This window comes from Aeromonas sp. QDB30, assembly GCF_027707645.1.
Classification (GTDB): Bacteria; Pseudomonadota; Gammaproteobacteria; order Enterobacterales; family Aeromonadaceae; genus Aeromonas; species Aeromonas caviae.
On record NZ_JAPCIY010000014.1, the window covers coordinates 25,789 to 48,275 of the forward strand.

At 61.7% G+C, this 22,487-nt stretch carries 20 protein-coding genes; 7 read left to right on the forward strand and 13 right to left on the reverse strand.

The features are described 5' to 3' along the window. Positions 1 to 136 precede the first annotated feature (136 nt). Together ubiU and PG896_RS06605 are read left to right on the forward strand one after the other, a co-directional pair. Positions 137 to 1,132: a ubiquinone anaerobic biosynthesis protein UbiU gene (gene ubiU / locus PG896_RS06600; RefSeq protein ID WP_114522769.1), complete on the forward strand. Its 996-nt coding sequence runs from the start codon at positions 137 to 139 to the stop codon at positions 1,130 to 1,132. Positions 1,133 to 1,144: 12 nt separating this feature from the next. Next, positions 1,145 to 2,017, forward strand: coding sequence for a U32 family peptidase (locus tag PG896_RS06605; protein WP_114522768.1), 873 nt, complete (start codon positions 1,145 to 1,147; stop codon positions 2,015 to 2,017). Between the two features lie 75 nt (positions 2,018 to 2,092). Here PG896_RS06605 and nlpI read toward each other — a convergent pair whose 3' ends face one another. The 7 genes from nlpI to queA all read right to left on the reverse strand — a co-directional run bounded on the left by nlpI (position 2,093) and on the right by queA (position 9,122). After that, positions 2,093 to 3,025, reverse strand: a complete 933-nt coding sequence (nlpI, locus tag PG896_RS06610) for a lipoprotein NlpI (RefSeq protein WP_280520777.1) — start codon at positions 3,023 to 3,025, stop codon at positions 2,093 to 2,095. Between the two features lie 90 nt (positions 3,026 to 3,115). Continuing rightward, a complete protein-coding gene (locus PG896_RS06615; RefSeq protein ID WP_114522767.1) occupies positions 3,116 to 3,484 on the reverse strand; it encodes a rhodanese-like domain-containing protein in 369 nt (122 codons plus the stop codon). A 100-nt stretch (positions 3,485 to 3,584) separates the two neighbouring features. After that, complete coding sequence (gene secF, locus PG896_RS06620) at positions 3,585 to 4,532, reverse strand: protein translocase subunit SecF (RefSeq protein ID WP_010675068.1); 948 nt, start codon at positions 4,530 to 4,532, stop codon at positions 3,585 to 3,587. A gap of 9 nt (positions 4,533 to 4,541) precedes the next feature. Further along, positions 4,542 to 6,395 (reverse strand): protein translocase subunit SecD, encoded by a 1,854-nt coding sequence (secD, locus tag PG896_RS06625; protein ID WP_119197611.1) that lies wholly within the window; start codon positions 6,393 to 6,395, stop codon positions 4,542 to 4,544. An 18-nt stretch (positions 6,396 to 6,413) separates the two neighbouring features. Further along, complete coding sequence (gene yajC, locus PG896_RS06630; RefSeq protein ID WP_010675070.1) at positions 6,414 to 6,749, reverse strand: preprotein translocase subunit YajC; 336 nt, start codon at positions 6,747 to 6,749, stop codon at positions 6,414 to 6,416. A 50-nt stretch (positions 6,750 to 6,799) separates the two neighbouring features. Then, the gene (gene tgt, locus PG896_RS06635; RefSeq protein WP_010675071.1) at positions 6,800 to 7,936 is read right to left on the reverse strand and encodes a tRNA guanosine(34) transglycosylase Tgt; all 1,137 of its coding nucleotides are present in this window, start codon (positions 7,934 to 7,936) and stop codon (positions 6,800 to 6,802) included. A gap of 118 nt (positions 7,937 to 8,054) precedes the next feature. Further along, positions 8,055 to 9,122 (reverse strand): tRNA preQ1(34) S-adenosylmethionine ribosyltransferase-isomerase QueA, encoded by a 1,068-nt coding sequence (gene queA, locus PG896_RS06640; RefSeq protein ID WP_010675072.1) that lies wholly within the window; start codon positions 9,120 to 9,122, stop codon positions 8,055 to 8,057. A 211-nt stretch (positions 9,123 to 9,333) separates the two neighbouring features. On the opposite strand from queA, the gene PG896_RS06645 reads away from it, so the two are divergent. The 3 genes from PG896_RS06645 to ahpF all read left to right on the forward strand — a co-directional run bounded on the left by PG896_RS06645 (position 9,334) and on the right by ahpF (position 12,705). Beyond that, positions 9,334 to 9,780, forward strand: coding sequence for a CBS domain-containing protein (locus PG896_RS06645; RefSeq protein ID WP_010675073.1), 447 nt, complete (start codon positions 9,334 to 9,336; stop codon positions 9,778 to 9,780). A gap of 629 nt (positions 9,781 to 10,409) precedes the next feature. Beyond that, entirely contained in the window at positions 10,410 to 10,976 is a 567-nt protein-coding gene (gene ahpC, locus PG896_RS06650; protein ID WP_010675074.1) for an alkyl hydroperoxide reductase subunit C, read from the forward strand. A 142-nt stretch (positions 10,977 to 11,118) separates the two neighbouring features. Then, positions 11,119 to 12,705, forward strand: coding sequence for an alkyl hydroperoxide reductase subunit F (gene ahpF / locus PG896_RS06655; protein ID WP_039038739.1), 1,587 nt, complete (start codon positions 11,119 to 11,121; stop codon positions 12,703 to 12,705). Positions 12,706 to 12,776: 71 nt separating this feature from the next. On the opposite strand, the gene PG896_RS06660 is transcribed toward ahpF, so the two are convergent. Then, a complete protein-coding gene (locus PG896_RS06660) occupies positions 12,777 to 14,096 on the reverse strand; it encodes an MFS transporter (protein WP_128313916.1) in 1,320 nt (439 codons plus the stop codon). Positions 14,097 to 14,212: 116 nt separating this feature from the next. Between PG896_RS06660 and PG896_RS06665 the strand changes: the two genes are divergently transcribed. Then, on the forward strand, positions 14,213 to 14,458 hold the full coding sequence (locus PG896_RS06665) for a hypothetical protein (protein WP_041215012.1): 246 nt from the start codon (positions 14,213 to 14,215) through the stop codon (positions 14,456 to 14,458). Positions 14,459 to 14,582: 124 nt separating this feature from the next. Here the strand turns inward: PG896_RS06665 and PG896_RS06670 are convergent, their stop codons facing one another. Then, positions 14,583 to 15,332, reverse strand: coding sequence for a class I SAM-dependent methyltransferase (locus tag PG896_RS06670; protein WP_010675078.1), 750 nt, complete (start codon positions 15,330 to 15,332; stop codon positions 14,583 to 14,585). A 228-nt stretch (positions 15,333 to 15,560) separates the two neighbouring features. Between PG896_RS06670 and PG896_RS06675 the strand changes: the two genes are divergently transcribed. Then, a complete protein-coding gene (locus PG896_RS06675) occupies positions 15,561 to 16,046 on the forward strand; it encodes a VOC family protein (RefSeq protein ID WP_270835542.1) in 486 nt (161 codons plus the stop codon). Positions 16,047 to 16,133: 87 nt separating this feature from the next. Here PG896_RS06675 and gcvP read toward each other — a convergent pair whose 3' ends face one another. The 4 genes from gcvP to PG896_RS06695 form a co-directional block, all read right to left on the reverse strand. Further along, a complete protein-coding gene (gcvP, locus tag PG896_RS06680; RefSeq protein WP_128314112.1) occupies positions 16,134 to 19,010 on the reverse strand; it encodes an aminomethyl-transferring glycine dehydrogenase in 2,877 nt (958 codons plus the stop codon). Between the two features lie 232 nt (positions 19,011 to 19,242). Continuing rightward, a complete protein-coding gene (gcvH, locus tag PG896_RS06685) occupies positions 19,243 to 19,632 on the reverse strand; it encodes a glycine cleavage system protein GcvH (RefSeq protein ID WP_010675081.1) in 390 nt (129 codons plus the stop codon). 76 nt (positions 19,633 to 19,708) lie between these two features. Then, entirely contained in the window at positions 19,709 to 20,806 is a 1,098-nt protein-coding gene (gene gcvT / locus PG896_RS06690) for a glycine cleavage system aminomethyltransferase GcvT (RefSeq protein WP_010675082.1), read from the reverse strand. A 381-nt stretch (positions 20,807 to 21,187) separates the two neighbouring features. Then, entirely contained in the window at positions 21,188 to 22,408 is a 1,221-nt protein-coding gene (locus PG896_RS06695) for an FAD-dependent 2-octaprenylphenol hydroxylase (protein WP_223919280.1), read from the reverse strand. Positions 22,409 to 22,487 lie beyond the last annotated feature (79 nt).

Below are 22,487 nucleotides of genomic sequence, written 5' to 3' on the forward strand. Positions count from 1 at the left end.
TGTTGAAAATCAAACTTGTGCCCACTTACCTCAAGAAGGGTAAAGCCACCTAAAGCTGCCTCAGGTCAAAAAGCGGGGGCGCAAGCATGAATACAATCGGGCCACTTTGCATTTTTGCCCTCTCGGAGCGTACCCGATGGAATTACTCTGCCCGGCAGGCAGCCTGCCGGCACTGAAGACAGCCGTGGATAACGGGGCCGATGCGGTCTACATCGGCTTCAAGGATGACACCAATGCCCGCCACTTCGCCGGGCTCAACTTCACCGACAGCAAGCTGGAAAGAGCGGTTGACTATGTCCACCAGCATGGCCGCAAGCTGCACATCGCCATCAATACCTTTGCCCACCCGGGCTCCGATGCCCGCTGGAAGCAGGCCGTGGACAAAGGGGTGGCGCTCGGTGCAGATGCCCTGATCATCGCCGATCTCGCCGTGCTCGATTATGCCAGCCGCCGCCATCCCGACATGGAGCTGCATGTCTCGGTCCAGGCCAGCGCCACCAACGCCGCTGCCATCCGCTTCTACCAGCAGCACTTCAACGTCGGCCGGGTGGTGCTGCCGAGGGTGCTCTCCATGCATCAGGTCAGGCAGCTGGCCCGCGAGACCGACGTCGGCCTCGAGGTGTTCGCCTTCGGCAGCCTCTGCATCATGGCGGAAGGGCGCTGCTACCTCTCCTCCTACATGACCGGCGAGAGCCCCAACACCGTCGGCGCCTGCTCACCGGCCAAGTTCGTACGCTGGGAAGAGACCCCGAGCGGCCTCGAATCCCGCCTCAACGAGGTGCTGATCGATCGTTACGGCCCGGGGGAAAACGCCGGCTACCCGACCCTGTGCAAGGGGCGCTTCGAGGTGGATGGCCAGACCTATCACGCGCTGGAGGAGCCCACCAGCCTCAACACCCTCGGCCTCCTGCCCGAGCTGTGCCAGACCGGCATCCAGTCAGTCAAGATCGAGGGGCGCCAGCGCAGCCCCGCCTATGTGGAGCAGGTGACCCGGGTCTGGCGCGCCGCCATCGACGCCTATCAGGCCAACCCCGAGGCCTATCAGGTCAAGGCTGAGTGGGATGCCCAGCTCGCCCGTGTCTCCGAGGGGAGCCAGACCACCCTCGGTGCCTATCATCGCCAGTGGCAATAAGGAGCCCTGTTCATGAAATTCTCTCTCGGCCCCCTGCTCTTCTACTGGCCCAAGGCCGACACCCAGGCCTTCTATCAGGCGGCCGCCGCCAGCCAGGCCGACATCGTCTATCTGGGGGAGACCGTCTGCAGCAAGCGGCGTGAACTGAAAGTGGATGACTGGATTGCCCTCGCCCGTCAGGTGACCGCCTCGGGCAGGCAGGCGGTGCTCTCCACGCTGGCGCTGATCTCTGCCCCCTCCGAGCTCAAGGAGGTCAAGCGACTGATCGACAACGGCGAGCTGATGATCGAGGCCAACGATCTGGGGGCGGTCCAGCTCGCCAGTGAAGCCGGGCTGCCGTTCGTCTGCGGCCCCGCCATCAACGCCTACAACGCCGACGTGCTGCGCATGCTGCTTAAACAGGGGATGCAGCGCTGGGTGATGCCGGTGGAGCTCTCCCGCGACTGGCTGATGCAGCTCAATCAGGATCTGGGCAGGGAGCGCCAGCAGTTCGAGGTGGAGGTGTTCGCCTATGGTCATCTGCCGCTCGCCTACTCGGCACGCTGCTTCACCGCCCGATCCCTCGACCGGCCCAAGGACAACTGCGAACTGGCCTGCATCGACTACCCCACCGGGCGACTTGCCAGCAGTCGCGAGGGGCAGAAGGTGTTCAACCTCAACGGCATCCAGACCCAGTCCGGTTACTGCTACAACCTGGGCAACGAGCTCAAGGGGATGGAGGGCTTGGTGGATGTGGTGCGCCTCTCGCCCGAAGGCATGGAGACCCTGACGATGCTGGAGCGCTTCAAGGCCAACGAACAGGGGATGGCCCCCCTGCCCTTGCTGCAGGAGCGGGACTGCAACGGTTACTGGCGCCAGATCCCCGGCATGAGCCTGGTGGAGTAGCGGCACACCCCGTGTCACCAGACAGCAAAAAGGCCTCGTCAAGAGGCCTTTTTCATGGGGATCAAACCCGTTTAGTCACGCTTTGCCGCTCTTGCCCTGGGCTCCGGGTGGCTGGGGCTTGCGCGCCATCAGTTCCAGCTCCAGCAAGGCATAGCGATGCTCGATGAAGTCATAGACGTTGTTGGCCAGCGCCAGCTTGAAGTAGCTGATGGCTTCCTTGCGGTTACCCTTGGCCAGCTCGAACTTGCCGAGGTAGAAGTAGGTCTCGCACAGGCGCTCGGCGAGCTCCCTGTTGTCCTTGACCCCTTTCACCACGTTGCTCATCAACTGGGTGGCATTGATGTCGCCCGTATAGAGGCGCACCAGATCCCAGTTCCAGGCGTCGTCGTCATACTTGTTGAGCCGCTCGCGCATCCGGCTCATGGCCGCCGGTCCGTTGAGCTTCTGCTCGGCCAGATAGAGCCAGATCACCCGATAAGGGTCTTCTGGTTGCGCCTCGTAGAAGCGCTTCATATCCGCCGCGGCAAGCTCGGGGCGATTGCCGTAATAGAGCGCGATTCCCCGGTTGAGATAGGCGTAGTCGTAATCCGGGGCGAGCTCCAGGGCGGAGTCGAACGCCTCATAGGCCTCGTCGTAGTTCTGCTGTTGAACCAGATAGACACCGATGAAGTTGTAGGCCTCGGCAAAATCCGGCTTCTCCCGCAGGGCACGGTTGAAGTCGAGTCGCGCCAGGGAACGCAAGCCCACCCGGTCAAACACCACGGCACGCTCATAGAAGAGTTCTGCCCGCTGTTCGGTCGTCAATTCCATTTCACTGAGCATCTGCCCGAGTCGCGCCAACGCCAACTCGCTCTGGTAGGAGACCTGCAAGGGGGTCGCCAATACCAGTGAAGCGGGTTGCGGCTTGGGAACTTGAGGCGCTTTTACCTGACTGCTACTGCTGCAACCCCACAAGGGGAGCAACAACAGGATACCCGTGAGGTATCCAATCCCTATCCTGACGTTCAATGAACACTCCGACGCTTACGCTTGACCCCGCATATGGTAAAGATCACGGGGCCGTTTGTCATGTGGCGCAGCCCCTCTCCCTCAAATAAATCAGGATTCGACAGGGTATCCGGCGTCGCTCCAGCCGCGAAAGCCTCCATCGACGCTGACGACCCGGGAATAACCCATCTTCTGCAGGTTATCCGCCACCAGGATGGAGCGAAATCCCCCACCACAATAGAGGTAGAGTTCGGTGTCGGGATCCGGATACCGGGTCTCGATGTCACGCTCTATCACCCCGCGCCCGAGATAGGTGGCCCCCGGCAGATGGCCCCTGGCCCACTCGCTCTCTTCGCGCACGTCGATCAGATGAAATGCTCGGCCCTCATCCTGCCAGCGCTTGATCTGATGCACATCGGTTTCCTGCACCTGCGGGCGGATGGCCTCTACCAGGGTCAGAAAACGGGGATTGTGTTGCATGGGCTTGCTCCTTGCTTTGGGTAATGGATGCTGGGTTGTGGGGAGCATCATGACTCACCCCGGCCACAAGAGAAAGGGCGCCTTGCGGCGCCCTTGTCTGTTACGGCAGGATCTCTTGCTGATCCGCGCCCTCTTTTTCCACCTGGGTCGGTAGCATGTGCTCCCGCTTGATCCCGAGGAACATGGCTGAGGCGCTCGCCACATAGATGGAGGAGTAGGTCCCGAAGGCCACCCCGATCACCATGGCGATGGAGAAACCGTGGATCAGAGGCCCCCCCTTGAGCAGCAGCGCCACCACCACCACGAAGGTCAACCCCGAGGTGATGATGGTACGGCTCAGGGTCTCGGTCATGGAGAGATCCATGATCTCCGCGGTGTCCCCACGGCGTACCTTGCGGAAATTCTCCCGCACCCGGTCGAACACAACGATGGTGTCGTTCAGGGAGTACCCCACCAGCGTCATCAGCGCCGCCAGCACGGTCAGGTCGAACTCGTACTGGAAGTAGGCGAAGATGCCGAGGGTGATGATCACGTCGTGAGCCAGGGAGAGGATGCCCCCCGTGGCCAGACGCCACTCGAAGCGCACCGCCACGTAGATCAGGATACAGATGATGGAGGCCAGCATGGCCAGGGCACCGTCGGTGGCCAGCTCGTCACCCACGGAGGGACCGACGAACTCGACACGCTTGAGCACGGCGCTCTCGTCGACCAACTTGGCGGCCGCCAGGACCTCGTTGCCCTGCTGCTCGACCTTGACGCCCTCTTGGGGTGCCATACGCACCAGCACATCACGGCTGGAGCCGAAGAACTGCAGGGTCGCCCCGTCAATCTTCTGCTGATCCAGCGCCTCGTGCATCTTGTCCAGGCTCACCGACTGCTGGAACCCCACCTCGATGGTGGTACCGCCGGTGAAGTCCAGCCCCCAGTTCAGGCCACGATCGTACAGAACGTAGAGGGCGAGCACCGTTACAAGAGCAGAGAGGACCATACCCAGCTTGGCGAAACGCATGAAGGGGATGGGCTTTTCAAAATGTAGAATTTGAAACATGTCTCTTCCTTAGATCGGCAGCTTGTCGATGCGCCGTCCACCCCAGGCCAGGTTGATGATGGCGCGGGATACCGTGATGGCAGTGAACATGGACGCCGTCAGGCCGATCCCGAGGGTCAGGGCGAAGCCCTTGATGGCACCGGTACCGATACCGAACAGGATCACGCAGGTGATGAGCGAGGTGATGTTCGAGTCGGCGATGGTGGAGAAGGCACGATCAAAGCCCATGTGAATGGCTTGCTGCACCCCGCGACCATTGCGGATCTCTTCACGAATACGCTCGTAGATCAGCACGTTCGCATCCACCGCCATCCCCAGCGTCAACACGATACCGGCGATGCCCGGCAGGGTCATGGTGGCCCCCGGGATCATCGACATGATACCGACGATGAGCACCAGGTTCATGGTCAGCGCCAGATTGGCCACCCAGCCGAAGGCACGGTAGTAGATCCCCATGAAGAGCACGATCACCAGCATGGCCCAGCCGATGGCTTCCATCCCGCTGTCGATGTTCTGCTGACCCAGGCTCGGGCCTATGGTGCGCTCTTCGACGATCTGAATGGGGGCAATCAGGGCACCGGCACGCAGCAGCAGCGCCAGGTTGTGGGCTTCGTTGGCGTTGTCGATCCCGGTGATGCGGAACTGGCTACCCAGGCGAGACTGGATGGTGGCGACGTTGATCACCTCCTCCTGCTTGCGGAACTTGCGCTTGCCGTCCGGACCAGGCTGACCCACCGGCTTGTACTCGATGAAGACGGTCGCCATGCCCTTGCCAACGTTGTCCTTGGTAAAGTTGGCCATCTTGTTGCCACCCTGACCATCGAGCTTGATGTTGACCTGGGGACGGCTGTATTCATCGAAACCGGACTGGGCACCCACGATGTGGTCACCGGTCAGGATCACGCGCTTTTGCAGTACCACGGGACGACCGTTGCGATCGTTGTAGACCTTGGAGCTCGGCGGCACGCGGCCTGCGGCAGCGGCCTGGATATCGGCAGCCTCATCGACCATGTGGAACTCCAGGGTCGCGGTGGCACCCAGGATCTCCTTGGCACGGGCGGTGTCCTGGATCCCCGGCAACTCGACGATGATACGCTCACCGCCCTGCTGCTGGACCAGCGGCTCGGCCACACCCAGTTCGTTCACCCGGTTGCGGATGATGGTGATGTTCTGCTCGAGGGCATACTTCTTCACCTCTTTGACCTTGGCTTCGCTCAGAGTGGCCAGCAGGATGAAGTCATCCCCTTTCTGGTCGGTGGTGAAGACAAGATCCGCATTCTGGCGACGCAGGAAGGAGAGTGCCTTGGCCTGATCGGCCTCGTCACGGAAGACCACCTGCACCTGATCCCCGACCCGGCGTACACCGGAGTAGCGGATCTTCTGGGTGCGCAGCTCGGCGCGGAAATCCTGCACCATCTGTTCCTGCTGCTTGGCCAGCGCTTCGGCCATGTCCACTTCCATCAGGAAGTGCACACCGCCCCGCAGGTCAAGACCGAGCTTCAGGGGCGCCGCGCCGATGGCCTCAAGCCAGGCGGGGGTCGACGGTGCCAGGTTGAGGGCGGTGATGAAATTGTCGCCCAGCTTGTTGGCCACGATGTCGCGCGCCTTGAGCTGGTCTTCGGTGTTGTTGAAACGGATCAGGATGAAGCCGTGCTCGAACGCCGCATGCTTGACCGGGATCTTCGCCTCGTCGAGGGTTTCCTTCACCTGATCGAGGGTTTCTAGTTTGACTTCGGCACCACGGCTGGCAGAGACCTGCAAGGCCGGGTCTTCGCCGTAAAGATTGGGGGCTGCATATAGAAAACCGATGGCGATCACGACGATCACCATCAGGTATTTCCACAGCGGATAGCGATTTAACACGCTGTGCTCCTCGGGAGATTAGAGGGACTGGATAGAACCCTTGGGCAGAACGGCAGAGACGAAGTCACGCTTGATGGTGACCTGGGTCTGATCGTTCAGGGCCAGCACAATGTAGTCGCTGTCGGCGGAAACCTTGGCGATCTTGCCGACCAGGCCACCGGAAGTGAGCACTTCGTCGCCCTTGGAGAGGGAGCTCATCAGATTGCGATGCTCCTTGGCACGCTTGGCCTGGGGACGGTAGATCATGAAGTAGAAGATGAGACCGAACACGGCCAGCATGATGATCATTTCCATGCCACCACCCTGTGCTGCCGGAGCCGCGCCTTCTGCATACGCCTTGGAGATAATGCTCATTTAACAACCTCTTATTGATGTAGATTTGAATACTAACTTATATGTCGTTGTTATTTCACGTCATTTTCAGCCAGTGGAGGCACAGGCTTCCCTTGCCGACGGTAAAACTCAGTTACAAAGTCGTCTAATTTACCCTGCTCGATCGCGTCCCGCAAACCCTGCATCACGCGCTGGTAATAACGCAGGTTGTGGATGGTATTCAGACGGGCACCGAGGATCTCGTTGCACTTGTCCAGATGGTACAGATAGCTACGGGTGTAGTTCTTGCAGGTGTAGCAATCGCAGTCCGCATCCAGGGTGCTGGTGTCTTCCCGGTACTTGGCGTTGCGGATCTTGACCACGCCATCGGTGGTAAAGAGATGACCGTTGCGGGCGTTGCGGGTCGGCATCACGCAGTCGAACATGTCGATACCGCGGCGCACCCCTTCCACCAGATCCTCCGGCTTGCCCACCCCCATCAGGTAGCGCGGCTTGTCGGCCGGAATTTTCGGGCAGACATGGTCAAGGATGCGATGCATGTCCTCTTTGGGCTCACCCACGGCAAGACCGCCGACCGCGTAACCGTCGAAGCCGATCTCAAGGAGACCGTCCAGCGACACATCCCGCAGCGGTTCGTAGACAGAACCCTGGATGATGCCGAACAGGGCGTTCTTGTTGCCGAGTGCATCGAACTTGTCACGGGAACGCTTGGCCCAGCGCAGGGACATCTCCATGGACTTGCGCGCTTCCTCGTAAGTGGCCGGGTACGGGGTGCACTCGTCGAAGATCATCACGATGTCGGAACCCAGATCGTACTGGATCTCCATGGACTTCTCGGGGTCGAGGAAGATCTTCTCGCCGTTGATGGGATGACGGAAGTGCACCCCCTCCTCGGTGATCTTGCGGATGTGCCCCAGACTGAACACCTGGAAACCACCGGAGTCGGTCAGGATGGGCCCCTGCCAGTTCATGAAGTCGTGCAGATCGCCGTGGGCGCGCATCACTTCCTGACCCGGGCGCAGCCAGAGGTGGAAGGTGTTGCCAAGCAGGATCTGGGCACCGGTCTCACGCACCTCTTCCGGTGTCATCCCCTTGACGGTGCCGTAGGTGCCGACCGGCATGAAGGCCGGGGTCTGGACCACGCCACGCTCGAACACCAGTTGACCGCGACGGGCACGCCCATCGGTGGTTTTCAATTCAAATTTCATTGCTACCTCTATTCAGTCAGAGAAACAGTCTGACAACAAAGGGCCCGAGGGGCCCGGTAATATGAAGCCGGCCGGCATACTGACAAGCAGAGCCTGAACGACTTCTGAAGGGCAAGGCTTAACCCTGCACCCGGCGACGGGTGACGAACATGGCGTCCCCGTAGCTGAAGAAACGGTACTGTCCCGCCACGGCGGCCTGATAGGCGGCCATCACGTTGTCATAGCCGGCAAAGGCGCTGACCAGCATGATCAGGGTGGATTCGGGCAGGTGGAAGTTGGTGATCATGGCATCGACCACCTGGAACTCGTAACCGGGGAAGATGAAGATGTCGGTGTCATTGAAGAAGGGCGCCAGCGGCTTGCCCTGGGCCAGGGTCGCCTTGGCCGCACTCTCGAGGGATCGCACCGACGTGGTCCCCACCGCAACCACCCGACCGCCGCGGGCGCGGGTCGCCGCGATGGCATCCACCACCTCCTGGGGCACTTCGGCGTATTCCGAGTGCATGTGGTGATCTTCAATCTTGTCGACGCGCACCGGCTGGAAGGTGCCCGCCCCCACGTGCAGGGTCACGAAGGCCATCTCCACGCCCTTGGCACGGATCTGCTCGAGCAGCGGCTCGTCGAAGTGCAGACCGGCGGTCGGCGCCGCCACGGCACCCGGCTTCTGGTTGTAGACGGTCTGGTAGCGCTCCTTGTCGGCATCCTCGTCGGGACGGTCGATATAGGGAGGCAGCGGCATATGGCCGATGGCATCCAGAATGGTCAGCACAGGGCGCGGGTCCAGGAAGTGGATCTCGAACAGAGCGTCGTGACGGGCACGCATCTCGGCCTCGACGGGCACGCCGTCGGCACCGCCATCCAGAAGGAGGCGGGTACCTGGCTTGGGGGACTTGGACGAGCGGACGTGCGCCAGCACGCTGTGCTCGTCCAGAATGCGCTCCACCAACACCTCCAGCTTGCCGCCGCTGGCCTTCTGGCCAAACATGCGGGCCGGAATGACACGGGTATTGTTGAACACCAGCAGATCGCCGGGGTTGAGCTGGTCAAGCACATCGACAAAATGACCGTGGCGCAGGGCGCCGGTTTGACCATCGAGCTGCAGCAGGCGGCTAGCGGTACGCTCCGCCATGGGATAGCGGGCAATCAGCTCGTCTGGCAGATCAAAATGAAAATCGGATACTTGCATCTTTCACCTCGGGGGAATCGGCGGCTAGTCTAGTTATCCCCCTCTTCCAAGGCAACCCAAAAGACTAAAAACCCAAGGAAGACAAGGGATAGCGGGCCATTTTGTGAGGCTGGGCCCGTTAAAAAACCTTTAAGGTTTTGTATTGACCCCGATCATGTTCTGGCGACGGGGGCTGGGCTAGGGTGGAAGCAGACACACAAGGAGGCCCACCATGATGACCCTCTCCGAGATCATGACTGAACACCCCTTTACCCTGGGTCCGGAAAACAGCGTCAAGCAGGCGATGGAGCTGATGCAGCAGGAGCGGATCCGTCACGTTCCCATCGTCGATGAACACCAGCATCTGCTTGGTCTGGTCACCCTCTCGGACATCCTGGCCACCCGTGAATCCAAGCTGCTGCTGATCAACCCCGAGCGGGAGGCGGAGTTCACCGACAGCGTCCAGCTCGACGAGATCATGACTCGTCAGGTGGCGAGCGTGGATCCCCACGCCGGCATCAAGGAGGCGGCCCTGTATCTGCAGCGCCACAAATATGGCTGTCTGCCGGTACTCAAGGGGCGCAAGCTGGTTGGCATCGTCACCGAGTCGGACTTCATCGCCGTGGCCATCAATCTGCTGGAGCTGATGGAGGAGCAGGAGCCCCCAACCGACTTTTGATCTTAAAATTCTGTAATAAAATTACAATAAAAGCGTTTTAAGCCTAATTTAACGGCTATTTAAGTGAAACACTTTCAATTTGACTGTAAAATTACACCACAAAACTTGCGTTGTGACATTCATCACACTATGATGCCCACTATGCAATGGTTGCCGAAGAGGAGATGAGGATTGTGCACCCGCCATCTTCTCTTCATATGTCTGCAAGTTTGCACACCCCGTAGTTAGTCTTTGCTGTAAAGCATATTTATCGCCATTCCTTGTTTGATGACCCGGCCCTGTCTGTGCGACTGCGCCGGGATTTTTTTATCCCTCTTTTTTCTACTGCGCCGCCTCGTCTGCCCCCTTCTCTGCTCACGCAATGAAAACAAATCCGGCCCAGCTCTTGAAAATGTGACATGCAGGACAGAAATTGAACTTCGACAATGAGTTATCTCCGAAGGCCTGAGATATTCATGTTAGGTACAGTTGTGATGGTCTATCTAATAAATAGATTTATGTGATTCAAAATTGTGGCTTTGACCGATTAGAAAAAGTCACTATGATGACTCCATCGAAAGTTAAGCGCCTCGTCTGGCACGACTCTTCAACACCAGACAGGCATATGTACATCACCAAGGAGCAAATACATGTCTACCTACATCAACACTGAAATCAAGCCGTTCAACGCCACCGCCTACCACAATGGCAAATTCGTTCAGGTGTCTGACGCTGACCTGAAAGGCAAGTGGTCCGTGGTGTTCTTCTACCCGGCTGATTTCACCTTCGTCTGCCCGACCGAGCTGGGCGACCTGGCCGACAACTACGCCGAATTCCAGAAGCTGGGCGTCGAGATCTACGCCGTCTCCACCGACACCCACTTCACCCACAAGGCCTGGCACGACACTTCTGACACCATCCAGAAGATCCAGTACCCGATGATCGGCGACCCCACCGGCACCATCACCCGCAACTTCGGCGTGATGATCGAAGAAGCTGGCCTGGCTGACCGCGGTACCTTCGTCATCGACCCGCAAGGCGTCATCCAGATCGTTGAAATCAACGCTGGCGGCATCGGTCGTGACGCACTGGAACTGCTGCGCAAGGTCAAGGCTGCCCAGTACGTTGCTTCCCACCCGGGTGAAGTGTGCCCGGCCAAGTGGAAAGAAGGCGACGCCACCCTGGCCCCGTCCCTGGATCTGGTAGGCAAAATCTAAGCCTCCCCGCTCTGAAGACCGGCCCGTTCAAGGGCCGGTCTTGTTTACGGCCCTCAGAAAATGCGCCGGTCTGCTGTGTGGACCTCTGTTTTCTGTATCCGGTCATCGTGCCGACCCGCATTCAGCAAGAAGGAATTCGACCATGTTAGATACCAACCTCAAACAACAACTCAACGGTTACTTGCAGTACATCGTCAATCCCATCGAGATCAGCGTGTCCGGCAATGACAGCGACAAATCCGCCGAACTCCTGGCATTGGCCAGCGAGATCGCCGAGATGTCCCCCAAAATTTCCCTGACCGATGGCACCAATGCCCGCAAGCCTTCCATGAGCATCGCGCCCCAGGGCCAGGCCCCGCGCGTGCACTTTGCCGGCATTCCCATGGGTCATGAATTCACCTCCCTGGTGCTCGCCCTGCTGCAAAGCGGCGGTCACCCCTCCAAGGCCGATCCGGCCGTGCTGGAGCAGGTGAAGAACCTCAAGGGCGAGTTCCACTTCGAGACCTATATTTCCCTCTCCTGCCACAACTGTCCGGACGTGGTACAGGCCCTGAACCTGATGTCCACCCTGAACCCCGGCATCACCCACACCATGATCGACGGTGCCCTGTTCCAGGATGAGGTGAACGAGCGTCAAATCATGGCGGTCCCGAACGTCTACCTGAACGGTCAGCCATTCAGCCAGGGCCGCATCTCGCTGGAAGAGATCGTTGCCAAACTCGACACCGGCGCTGCCGAGCGCAAGGCGCAAGAGCTGAGCGAAAAAGCGCCTTATGACGTGCTGGTGGTGGGCGGTGGCCCGGCCGGTGCCGCCGCGGCCATCTATGCCGCCCGCAAAGGCATTCGCACTGCCATTGTCGCTGAACGTTTCGGTGGCCAGGTGATGGACACCGTCGGCATCGAGAACTTCATCTCCGTGCCCTACACCGAGGGCCCCAAGCTGGCCGCCAGCCTGGAGCAGCACGTCAAGCAGTACGGCGTGGAAGTGATCACCGAGCAGCGTGCCGCCGCCATCAGCAAGGATGGTTACGTCAACGTGGACCTCGCCTCCGGTGCCACCTTGAAGAGCCGCGCCGTGATCCTGGCGACCGGTGCCCGCTGGCGCGACCTGAACGTGCCGGGTGAACTCGAGTACCGTACCAAGGGTGTGGCCTACTGCCCGCACTGTGATGGCCCCTTCTTCAAGGGCAAGCGCGTGGCGGTGATCGGTGGCGGCAACTCCGGCATCGAGGCGGCCATCGATCTGGCCGGTATCGTCGAGCACGTCACCGTGGTGGAGTTCGCCGATACCCTGCGTGCCGACGACGTGCTGCAGAAGAAGGCCCGCTCCATGGGCAATATCGACATCATCATGAGCGCCCGCACCACCGAAGTGATCGGCGATGGCAGCAAGGTGGTGGGCATGGATTACGAAGATCGCACTACCGGCGAGATCAAGCATCTGGCTGTGGCCGGCATCTTTGTCCAGATAGGCCTGGTGCCGAACACCGAGTTCCTCAAGGGGAGCGAAGTGGCCCTGACCCGCTTTGGCGAAATCGAGATCGACACCAAGGGTGCCACCTCCCTGCCCGGCGTCTATGCCGCAGGGGATGCCACCACGGTACCGTTCAAGCAGATCATCATCTCCATGGGGGCAGGTGCCACCGCCGCCCTGGGTGCATTTGATTACCTCATTCGCAACCCGGCGCCGGAAGCACAAGCTACCCAGGCCGATGCCGTGACCGCCTGATAACCGCCGCCCAACAAAAAACCGACTCCCTGGAGTCGGTTTTTTTATCCCTGTCGTTGGGTCGCCAGCCTTCAGTGCCCCTGCGGCGCGTCCCTCTCCTGCCCCTCTTCACTCACCGCTCTCTCTTCTGCATCAGGCACGGCATAGCTCGCCGGCACTGCCTCCCCTTCCAGATCCGTTCTTGGCTCCAGCTCCGCCGTCATGGGGGTGTTGGGGGGCACAGGTATGAAAACCTGATGCTCCGTCAGCGGAATGGGGGCTCGCTTACGCCTGCGCCAGCCGAGATAGGCCGACAGCAGCAGACCGCACAGGGCAAAGTAGACGAACAGCCCCTGTGGTCCGAACGTTGCCATGGTAAAGGGGGCCAGCAGCGGACCCGTCATGGCCCCCAGGCTGTAGGCAAGCAGCAGCCCCTGGTTTGCCCCCAGCACCTGATCCGGGCGCAGTTCATCGCAGGCATGGCTGAGGCTCAAGGGATAGATGGAGAACGCCATGCCCCCCAGCAGGAAGACAAGAGTCCCCTCGACTGGCTCGCGCCAGGGCTCCGGCAGCAGCACCATCAACAACGCGATCAGGGTCAGCAGGGCGCAGAGCAGCAGGATCACCAACCGTCTGTCGTAACGATCAGATGCACGTCCGATGGGATATTGCAGACACATCCCCCCCAGGATCACCAGCGCCATCATGTCCGCCACCTGGGAGAGGGAGGCGCCGCTGTCGGTGAAATAGAGCGGCAACAGCCCATAGATGGCCCCGAGGATGAGGCCCGAGGTAAAGCTGCTGCCCATTCCCGCCGGAGTGAGGCGCACCAGCTCCAGCACTCCCACCGGCTGGGGTGCCACCATGGCCGGCGTCGCCACTCGGGAGAGAGCCAGAGGCACCACGGAGAGAGTCGCCGCCATGGCGCACAGGGCGAACGGCGTCAGCACCATGGGGTCCACCTGCTTGAGCAGCTGCTGGCCCAGGGCAAGTGAGCCGTACAGCAGGATCATGTAGAGGGACATCAACCGCCCCCGGTTCGCAGGGGTGCTTGAGACCAGCATCCAGGACTCCAGCACCACGAACAGGCCGCCGGTGGCAAACCCCCCGATCAGCCGCAGCGCCGCCCAGGTGACAGGCTCCACCACCATGCCGTGCAGCAGAAACAGAAAACAGAGCAGGGAGGCATAAGCCGCATAGGCCCGGATATGACCCACCCGGATGATGAGGCGGGCATTGATGAAGGTCCCCAGCACCAGGCCGCCGAAATAGGCAGCCGACACCAGACCGATGGCCTGGGCGGACACCTGCTCGGCGGAGAGACGCACCGTCAGCAGGGTATTGAACAGACCGTGACCCAGAATGAAGATCACCAGACTGGTCAGGGGGGACAGCAACCTTGTCAGTGCCATGGAGCCTCCTCGCAACAAAAGGGTCATGGTAGCCCCTGCCTCCCGCCCCCTTCAACCCGAATGCCCTCCCCCTGCGGGGCTATGCTTGACGGGAACCCCACATGGAGATCCGAAAGATGAGACTCATGCTGTTGTTGGCCGCCCTGCTCTTTTGCGGCAGCGCCCTCGCCTTCCACTGCCCCATGGACATGAAGAAGATAGACGACGCCCTGGCCGCAGGCCCCGCCCTCAGTGCCGAGCAACTGGCCGAGGTGAAGCAGTTGAGAGCGGACGGAGAGACCCTGCACAACGCGGGCAAGCATCAGGAATCGGTCGATACACTGGCCAAGGCCATGGCCATTCTCGGCATCGATCAGGGCTGATACCGCCCCTTCGCCGCGCGACGGTCTCTTTCGCATCGCCCGGATACAGACCGCCAAAATGAAACAAGGCCCTCGCCATCACTGGCGGGGGCCTTTTCACTGCGGATGTCAGCGCTGAACGGGGCTACACCCGGCCACTGTAGACCAGGGTGCAATAGTTGAAGGCTATCTTGCCGTCAACGGCATGGCGAGCAAACTCGCGGCGAACGAGCGCCGTCATCTGATCGTGGGCCGGCGTGCCCGCCACAGGCGCATAGGAGGAGGAGTTGAGCCGTCCAAGCACCCCGTCAAGATCGAACAGCTGGCTGTTCTCGAAGCGATCGAGCCGGTACTCCCCGGTGAAGAAGGCGCGAAAATCCGCCTCACCGAGGTTGCGATGATTGACCTCCTCGTAATCCCCCGAGTAGGCGTGCAGCCCCTCTTCATAGGCCTTGAGAAACGGGGTGTTCGTCAGCCTGTCATTCCAGATGAGGGCGACCTGGCCACCGGGCTTGAGCAGCCGCTGGCACTCCTGCCGAAAAGCCGCGCGATCGAACCAGTGAAACGCCTGGGCGACCGTCACCAGATCCATCGCCCCCGTGGGCAGGCCCGTGGCTTCCGCACTGCCGTGCAGCCAGCCGATGTTCCCCACCTGAGCGAGCAGCCGTTTGGCGGCAGCCCGCATATCGTCATTGGGCTCCACCGCCCAGACCCGCGCGACCCGGGGGGCCAGCAGGGCGGTCAGGATGCCGGTGCCCGCGCCGATGTCCGCCACCTGGGCCTCTGGCCCCATGGCCAGCTCCCTTGCCAGAAAATCCAGCATGGCGGCGGGATAACCGGGTCGATATTTCACATAGGCCTCGACCCGGGTCGAGAATCGCTGGGTACTGTCCATGGCAGACTCCTCTCTTGCTGCGGCCTTCATGCCAGCTCCCGGCCTGGTGACCAGGATCCCCATGCCACTACACTTGACCCCATCATGCAAGCCCCAAGCGGGTGGCAAACGGCGTACAGGCTGGCTTGTCACCCAGCGAAGCAGCAGGCGCTGCGGGCGGCAGGATACCCATCGGGGCGCCCGCTCACGGGCGTCGAAGGACAAACACCAGGATGGAGCTGCGACACAATGAGACCAGTCAAGAACAGGATTTGCCTCTGGTATGACGGGAATGCCGAGGAGGCCGCACGGTTTTACGCCAGCCTCTTCCCCGACTCCGCCGTCGGTGCCGTACACCGGGCCCCGGCCGACTATCCCGCCGGCAAGAAAGGGGATGTGCTGACGGTCGAGTTCAGGGTGATGGGGATCCCCTGCCTCGGCCTCAACGGCGGGCCCGGGGTCAGCCACAACTGGGCGTTCTCGTTTCAGGTGGCTACCCAGGACCAGGCCGAGACGGATCGCTACTGGCACGCCATCATCGACCATGGCGGTCAGGCGAGCGAGTGCGGCTGGTGTCAGGACAAGTGGGGCATCTCCTGGCAGATCACCCCTCAGGTCCTCACCGAGGCGATCACCGATCCCGACCCCGAGGCTGCGAGGCGCGCCTTCGAGGCCATGATGCAGATGGACAAGATTGACATTGCCACCATCGAGGCGGCGCGCCGGGGCGAGTAGCCCGTTCGCACGGGCGCCACACACAACAAGGCCACCCCTGGGGGTGGCCTTGTGCATATTGGCTGTCAGCCCTTCACGGCGCCGCCATTACTTGGCGTAATCCTCGGTGGGCACGCAGGAGCAGAACAGGTTGCGATCGCCATAGACGTCGTCGATGCGGTTGACCGACGGCCACAGCTTGCTGGCGCGCACGGCGTCGGACGGGAAGACCGCCTCGGCGCGGCTGTAGCCACGGTTCCACTCTGCATCCATCACGTCGTCCTGGGTGTGGGGCGCATGGACCAGGGGGTTGTCGGCGAGGCTCCAGTGACCGTCCTGCACCCGTGCGATCTCGGCGCGGATGGCGGTCATGGCTTCCACGAAGCGATCCAGCTCGCGCTTGGATTCGGATTCGGTCGGCTCGACCATCAGGGTGCCCGCTACCGGGAAGCTCATGGTCGGCGCGTGGAAGCCGTAGTCCATCAGGCGCTTGGCCACGTCCATCTCGCTGATGCCACTGGCTTCTTTGAGCGGGCGGATGTCCAGGATGCACTCGTGGGCCACCCGGCCGTTGCGACCTGTATAGAGCACGGGGAAGGACTCGCCGAGCTTCTTGGCCAGGTAGTTGGCGTTGAGGATGGCGACCTGGGTGGATTTCTTGAGCCCCTCGTCCCCCAGCATGGCGATGTACATCCAGCTGATGGGCAAAATGCTGGCCGAACCGAACGGAGCGGCAGACACGGCGCCGTTGTCACGGCTCGCCAGTTCGGTCTTGACCACGGCGTGACCGGCCACAAACGGTGCCAGGTGTTTCTTCACGCCGATGGGGCCCATGCCCGGACCACCACCGCCATGAGGAATGGCGAAGGTCTTGTGCAGGTTGAGGTGAGAGACGTCCGCGCCGATAAAGCCTGGCGCCGTCAGCCCGACCTGCGCGTTCATGTTGGCGCCGTCGAGGTACACCTGACCACCATACTGGTGAACGATGTCGCACACCTCCTTGATGGTCTCCTCGTACACCCCGTGGGTGGAGGGGTAGGTCACCATCAGGCAGGAGAGCTGGTCTCCGACCTCGGCGGCCTTGGCCCGCAGGTCGTCCAGATCCACGTTGCCTGCCTTGTCACAGGCGGTGACGATGACCTTGAGGCCCGCCATCTGGGCGGAAGCCGGGTTGGTGCCGTGGGCAGAGGCCGGGATGAGGCAGACATCGCGATGCCCCTCTCCGCGAGACTCGTGGTACTTCTTGATGGCCAAGAGGCCCGCGTATTCGCCCTGAGCGCCGGAGTTGGGCTGCATGCAAACCGCATCGTAGCCGGTCACCTTCACCAGCCAGTCTTCCAGATCTGCCAGCAGCAGCTGGTAACCCTGGGTCTGCTTGAGCGGCGCGAAGGGGTGCAGCTTGCCGAATTCAGGCCAGGTCACCGGGATCATCTCGGCGGTGGCGTTGAGCTTCATGGTGCAGGAGCCCAAGGAGATCATGGCGTAGTTCAGGGCCAGATCTTTCGCTTCGAGACGGTGGATGTAGCGCAGCATCTCGGTCTCGGAGTGGTACTTGTTGAATACCTCGTGGGTCAGCACGGCGTCGGTGCGCAGCAGGTCTTGCGGAATGGCGTGATGAGTCTGGGCGGCCTGGTCGAGGGCCTCCACATCGAGGCCGTGACCCGCCCCAAGGAACAGGTCGAACAGCTCGGCCACATCGCCTCGGGTGGTGGTTTCAGAGAGAGACACACCGACCGCACCATCGAGATCCGCACGCAGGTTGATGCCGAGCCCTTCGGCCTTGGCAATGAGTGCAGCCTTGTCCGACGTCAGTACTGTGAGGGTATCGAACCAGCTTCCGTGCTTGAGGGCCACGCCCTTGGCGGTGAGGCCGAGCGCCAGGATGGTGGTCAGACGGTGCACGCGGGAGGCGATGGTCTTGAGCCCCACCGGGCCGTGGTAGACGGCGTAGAAGCTCGCCATGTTGGCCAGCAGCACCTGGGCGGTACAGATGTTGGAGTTGGCCTTCTCGCGGCGGATGTGCTGCTCGCGGGTCTGCATGGCCATGCGCAGGGCGCTCTTGCCACGGGCATCCTTGGAGACGCCGATGATGCGACCCGGCATGGAGCGCTTGTAGGCGTCGCGGGTGGCGAAGAAGGCGGCGTGGGGGCCACCGTACCCCATGGGCACGCCGAAGCGCTGGGCACTGCCGAACACCACGTCGGCACCCAGTTCACCCGGGGATTTGAGCAGCAGCAGGGAGAGCATGTCGGTCCCGACGCAGGCCAGCCCCTTCTGGGCCTGGACGGCGGCAATGAGGGAACGCAGATCGGCCACATTGCCGGTGGTGCCCGGGTACTGGAACATGGCACCGAATACCTCTTCGCTCACGGCCTCGCCCGCAGGGCCGACCACCACATCGAAACCGAAGTGGACCGCGCGCTCCTTGACCACGTCGATCACCTGGGGGTGAACGTCGTCGGCCACGAAGAAGAGGTTGGATTTGGATTTGGCCATGCGCTTGGCCAGCGCCATGGCTTCGGCGGCGGCGGTGGCTTCATCGAGCAGGGAGGCGCTCGCCAGATCCATGCCAGTCAAGTCCAGGGTCAGCTGCTGGAAGTTGAGCAGGGCTTCGAGACGGCCCTGGGCCAGCTCGGGCTGATAGGGGGTGTAGGCGGTGTACCAGCCCGGGTTTTCCAGCACGTTGCGCAGGATGACGTGGGGCACGTGGGTGTCGTGGTAGCCCATGCCGATGTAGCTCTTGGCGATCTGGTTCTTGGCCGCATAGCCCTTGAGCTTGGCCAGGGCCTCCACTTCGGTCATGGGGGCGCCGATACCAAGCGGCCCCGGACGACGGATGGCGGCGGGGACCGTCTGCTCAATCAGATCGTCCAGGCTCTCGGCCCCCACGGTGGCGAGCAGGGCCCGCAGTTCTTCCTCACCCGGGCCGATATGACGGCGGATGAAATCGGTTTTTTGCTCGAGTTCAAACAGTGACTGGGTCATTTCCCTATTTCCTGGTAATAGGTCCTGGCATGACATCCTGATAACCAAGACCTGATGTTCCTGTAGCCGGTCGATACCGGCTCCACTCATGTTCTGTGTCCGCCGCGGGCAGACGGGGAATGCGGCAAGGGCATCCCGAAGGCGCAAAGCCTGCGCCCATCCTGCAACCGCCATGACCGCAGGATGGCAGTCATACAAGAGGGCCCTGCTGTGTTGGCAGGGCCCGGGGGCATTACTCTTCGTCCACCACGTTCTGGTAGCCTTCGGCATCCAGCAGGTTGGCGAGCTCGCCCGCGTCGTCCAGCTTGATGCGGAACAGCCAGCCGGCGCCGTAGGGGTCGGAGTTGACCAGCTCGGGGCTGCCTTCCAGCTCTTCGTTGACGGCCAGGATCTCGCCGCTCACCGGGCTGTAGATGTCGGAGGCGGCCTTGACGGACTCCGCCACGGCGCAATCTTCACCGGCGCTCACCTGCTTGCCCACTTCCGGCAGATCGACGAACACCATGTCCCCCAGCAGATCCTGGGCGTGCTCGGTGATGCCGACCACGGCTTCGCCGTTGGCTTCAACACGGACCCACTCGTGGGAGGTGGCATATTTCAGTTCGCTCGGGATATGGCTCATTTGTGCTTCCTTTATGCTCTTGGATCGCTTCAACAAAAATGGGGCGGCGAAGGTCAACCCTCGCCGCAATCAATGATTACACCAGCGGCTGGCCGTTGCGCACGAAGGCCGGCTTGGTGACTTTCACGGTGACCTGCTTCTTGCGGATCTCCACCTGGGCCTGTTCGCCGATATCACGGGGCACCCGCGCCAGGGCAATGCTGTAACCCAGGGTGGGCGAGAAGGAGCCGGAGGTGATCACCCCCTCCCGTGTCTCGCCGCTCTCGCTGGTGAAGGTGACCGGCATGCCGGCACGCAGCACGCCCTTTTCTTCCATTACCAGACCCACCAGCTTGGGCTGGTTGCCGGCGGCCTTCTGGGCTTCCAGGGCGGCGCGGCCGATGAATTGGCGGGAGGCAGGCTCCCAGGCCAGGGTCCAGGCCATGTTGGCGGCAAGCGGAGAGATTGACTCGTCCATGTCCTGACCGTAGAGGTTCATGCCCGCTTCCAGGCGCAGGGTATCACGGGCACCCAGGCCACAAGGGGCCACGCCGTTGTCCAGCAGGGCCTGCCACAGATCGCACGCCTTCTCTTGGGGGACCACGATCTCGTAGCCATCTTCGCCGGTGTAGCCGGTGGTGGCGATGAAGAGATCCCCGGCCTGCACACCGAAGAAGGGCTTCATGCCTTCGACCGCCGCATTCTGCTCGGGGGTGAACACCTTGGCCGCCTTGGCCTTGGCGTGGGGGCCCTGCACCGCGATCATGGCAAGCTCGGGGCGCTCGGTCACGCTCACGGCAAAGTCGATGGCGTGATGGCGGATCCAGGCCAGATCCTTCTCGCGGGTGGCGGAGTTCACCACCAGGCGGTAGAAGGTATCGGTCAGGAAGTAGGTGATGAGGTCATCGATGACGCCGCCTTCCGGATTGAGCATGCCGCTGTAGAGGGCCTTGCCGGGGACGGTGAGTTTGGCCACGTCGTTGGCCAGCAGGTGTTGCAGGAAGGCTTTGACCCGCTCGCCGGTCAAATCGACGATGGTCATGTGGGAGACATCGAACATGCCTGCATCGGTGCGCACCACATGGTGCTCTTCCAACTGGGAACCGTAGTTGATGGGCATCTCCCAACCGTGGAAGTCCACCATCTTGGCACCCGCTTCCAGGTGTTTCGGATGCAATACAGTAGTCTGGATCATCGCTGTGTTTCCTTAAGCGTTCGCGACAACACTCGCAATCCGCCCCGGCTCGTCGGGAACTACGGACCACAAGCTCTGTGCTCGTTCCCGCCCGGGCGGGCAGGAGTGATTCCTTGAACGGAGCGGATTATATGACAAGCGTGCCGGGGCACCGCTCAAAAAAAACTAATCCTCACCCAACTCACTGACACCAGACACTAAGGCAAAAACAGTGATAAAAACAGCCAAAACCGCGCCACCGCGGGATTTAATATTGATTTTTACCGTCCCGTCACAATTTACAGAAAAACGTTTCGCTTCTCGCCAACATTAAAGGCTGACACCCCGAAGGGGCATCTCGCCCTGTCAGATTAGTTTTTTTGTTAAAACCCCGGGGTAATATTAGATTTTTTCACCTTTGGCCAGGGCGGGCAGCTCCCCATCCAGCCCCATGGCGGCCCGGATCATGCCCTGCTTGAGGGGACCAAGACCGTCGACGGCGCGAAGCCCCACCCCGCGCACCAGCTTCTTGAGGGGGTTGCTGCCCGCAAACAGTCGCTTGAGCCCCTCCATGGCCGCCAGCATGCGCGCCGCCTCGCTCTTGCGCCAGCGCTCATAGCCCCGCAGGTTGGCGAGCAGGCCGATGTCCGCGCCCTTGCCGTGATGAATGAGGATCTGCTCCGCCAGGGCGGCGGCATCCAGCAAGCCCAGATTCACCCCCTGCCCCGCCAGCGGGTGGATGGTGTGGGCCGCATCCCCCACCAGCACCAGGCGCTCGCGGGCAAAGTCGCGGGCGTAGCGGGCGGTCAGCGGAATGGCGCTGCGAGCCCCTTCCATCTTGCACAGACCCAGCCGGCCGTCGAACGCGGTAGTGAGCTGGCGGTTGAACTGCTCTTCATCGCACTGACAGAGCGCCTCGGCCCGTTTGGCGGGCACCGACCAGACGATGGAGCAGAGATCCGGTTGCCACAGGGGCAGGAAGGCGAGCGGCCCCTGGGGGGTGAAGATCTGGCGGGCCACCGCCTCATGGGGTTCGGCACAACGCACCGTCGCCACCAGGGCGTGATGACCGTAATCCCAGCTGGTGAGGGGAATGTCTGCCTGACGGCGCACCCAGGAGTGGGCGCCGTCGGCGGCCACCACCAGCTTTGCCGAGAGGGCCTGGCCATCTTCCAGCAGCAGCAGGGCGCCCGCTGGCCCGCACTGCAGGCTGGTGGCCCGGGCCGGGGTCAGCATCTGGATATTGTTGGCCCCCGCGATGGCGTCCAGCAGCGCAAGCTGGATCACCCGGTTCTCGACGATGTGGCCAAGGGCCCCCTGACGCAGGCTGGCGGCATCGAAATCGATGTGGCCGAAACTGTCCTGCTCCCACACCTGCATCTTCTCGTAGGGCTGCAGGCGGCGCGCCACTATGCCGTCCCAGGCGCCGACTCCTTGCAGGATGTGCTGACTCGCGAGGCTCAGGGCACTGACCCTGTTGTCCGGCGTCTCACCGAGCGTTGCATCGGGCAGCCGGCCTTCCACGATGGCCACCTTGATCGCCCGGTTCTTGAGGGCGGCAGCGAGCCCCAGGCCCACCATGCCCCCCCCCACGATCACCACATCCACATCTTGCATCTGCATTCTCTTGTGTCCTTTCCGGGCGAGTCGCCAGGATCTGCGAGGCGACGCCCACAGGCGTGCCTCTTGCTCGAAATCGTCT

Excerpts from the sequence above, each read along its gene's own strand:
- ubiU (WP_114522769.1), top strand. The coding sequence starts at position 137 with ATGGAATTACTCTGCCCGGCAGGCAGCCTGCCGGCACTGAAGACAGCC.
- PG896_RS06605 (WP_114522768.1), top strand. The coding sequence starts at position 1,145 with ATGAAATTCTCTCTCGGCCCCCTGCTCTTCTACTGGCCCAAGGCCGAC.
- PG896_RS06615 (WP_114522767.1), bottom strand. The coding sequence starts at position 3,484 with ATGCAACACAATCCCCGTTTTCTGACCCTGGTAGAGGCCATCCGCCCG.
- secF (WP_010675068.1), bottom strand. The coding sequence starts at position 4,532 with ATGTTTCAAATTCTACATTTTGAAAAGCCCATCCCCTTCATGCGTTTC.
- yajC (WP_010675070.1), bottom strand. The coding sequence starts at position 6,749 with ATGAGCATTATCTCCAAGGCGTATGCAGAAGGCGCGGCTCCGGCAGCA.
- tgt (WP_010675071.1), bottom strand. The coding sequence starts at position 7,936 with ATGAAATTTGAATTGAAAACCACCGATGGGCGTGCCCGTCGCGGTCAA.
- queA (WP_010675072.1), bottom strand. The coding sequence starts at position 9,122 with ATGCAAGTATCCGATTTTCATTTTGATCTGCCAGACGAGCTGATTGCC.
- PG896_RS06645 (WP_010675073.1), top strand. The coding sequence starts at position 9,334 with ATGATGACCCTCTCCGAGATCATGACTGAACACCCCTTTACCCTGGGT.
- ahpC (WP_010675074.1), top strand. The coding sequence starts at position 10,410 with ATGTCTACCTACATCAACACTGAAATCAAGCCGTTCAACGCCACCGCC.
- ahpF (WP_039038739.1), top strand. The coding sequence starts at position 11,119 with ATGTTAGATACCAACCTCAAACAACAACTCAACGGTTACTTGCAGTAC.
- PG896_RS06660 (WP_128313916.1), bottom strand. The coding sequence starts at position 14,096 with ATGGCACTGACAAGGTTGCTGTCCCCCCTGACCAGTCTGGTGATCTTC.
- PG896_RS06665 (WP_041215012.1), top strand. The coding sequence starts at position 14,213 with ATGAGACTCATGCTGTTGTTGGCCGCCCTGCTCTTTTGCGGCAGCGCC.
- PG896_RS06670 (WP_010675078.1), bottom strand. The coding sequence starts at position 15,332 with ATGGACAGTACCCAGCGATTCTCGACCCGGGTCGAGGCCTATGTGAAA.
- PG896_RS06675 (WP_270835542.1), top strand. The coding sequence starts at position 15,561 with ATGAGACCAGTCAAGAACAGGATTTGCCTCTGGTATGACGGGAATGCC.
- gcvP (WP_128314112.1), bottom strand. The coding sequence starts at position 19,010 with ATGACCCAGTCACTGTTTGAACTCGAGCAAAAAACCGATTTCATCCGC.
- gcvH (WP_010675081.1), bottom strand. The coding sequence starts at position 19,632 with ATGAGCCATATCCCGAGCGAACTGAAATATGCCACCTCCCACGAGTGG.
- gcvT (WP_010675082.1), bottom strand. The coding sequence starts at position 20,806 with ATGATCCAGACTACTGTATTGCATCCGAAACACCTGGAAGCGGGTGCC.
- PG896_RS06695 (WP_223919280.1), bottom strand. The coding sequence starts at position 22,408 with ATGCAGATGCAAGATGTGGATGTGGTGATCGTGGGGGGGGGCATGGTG.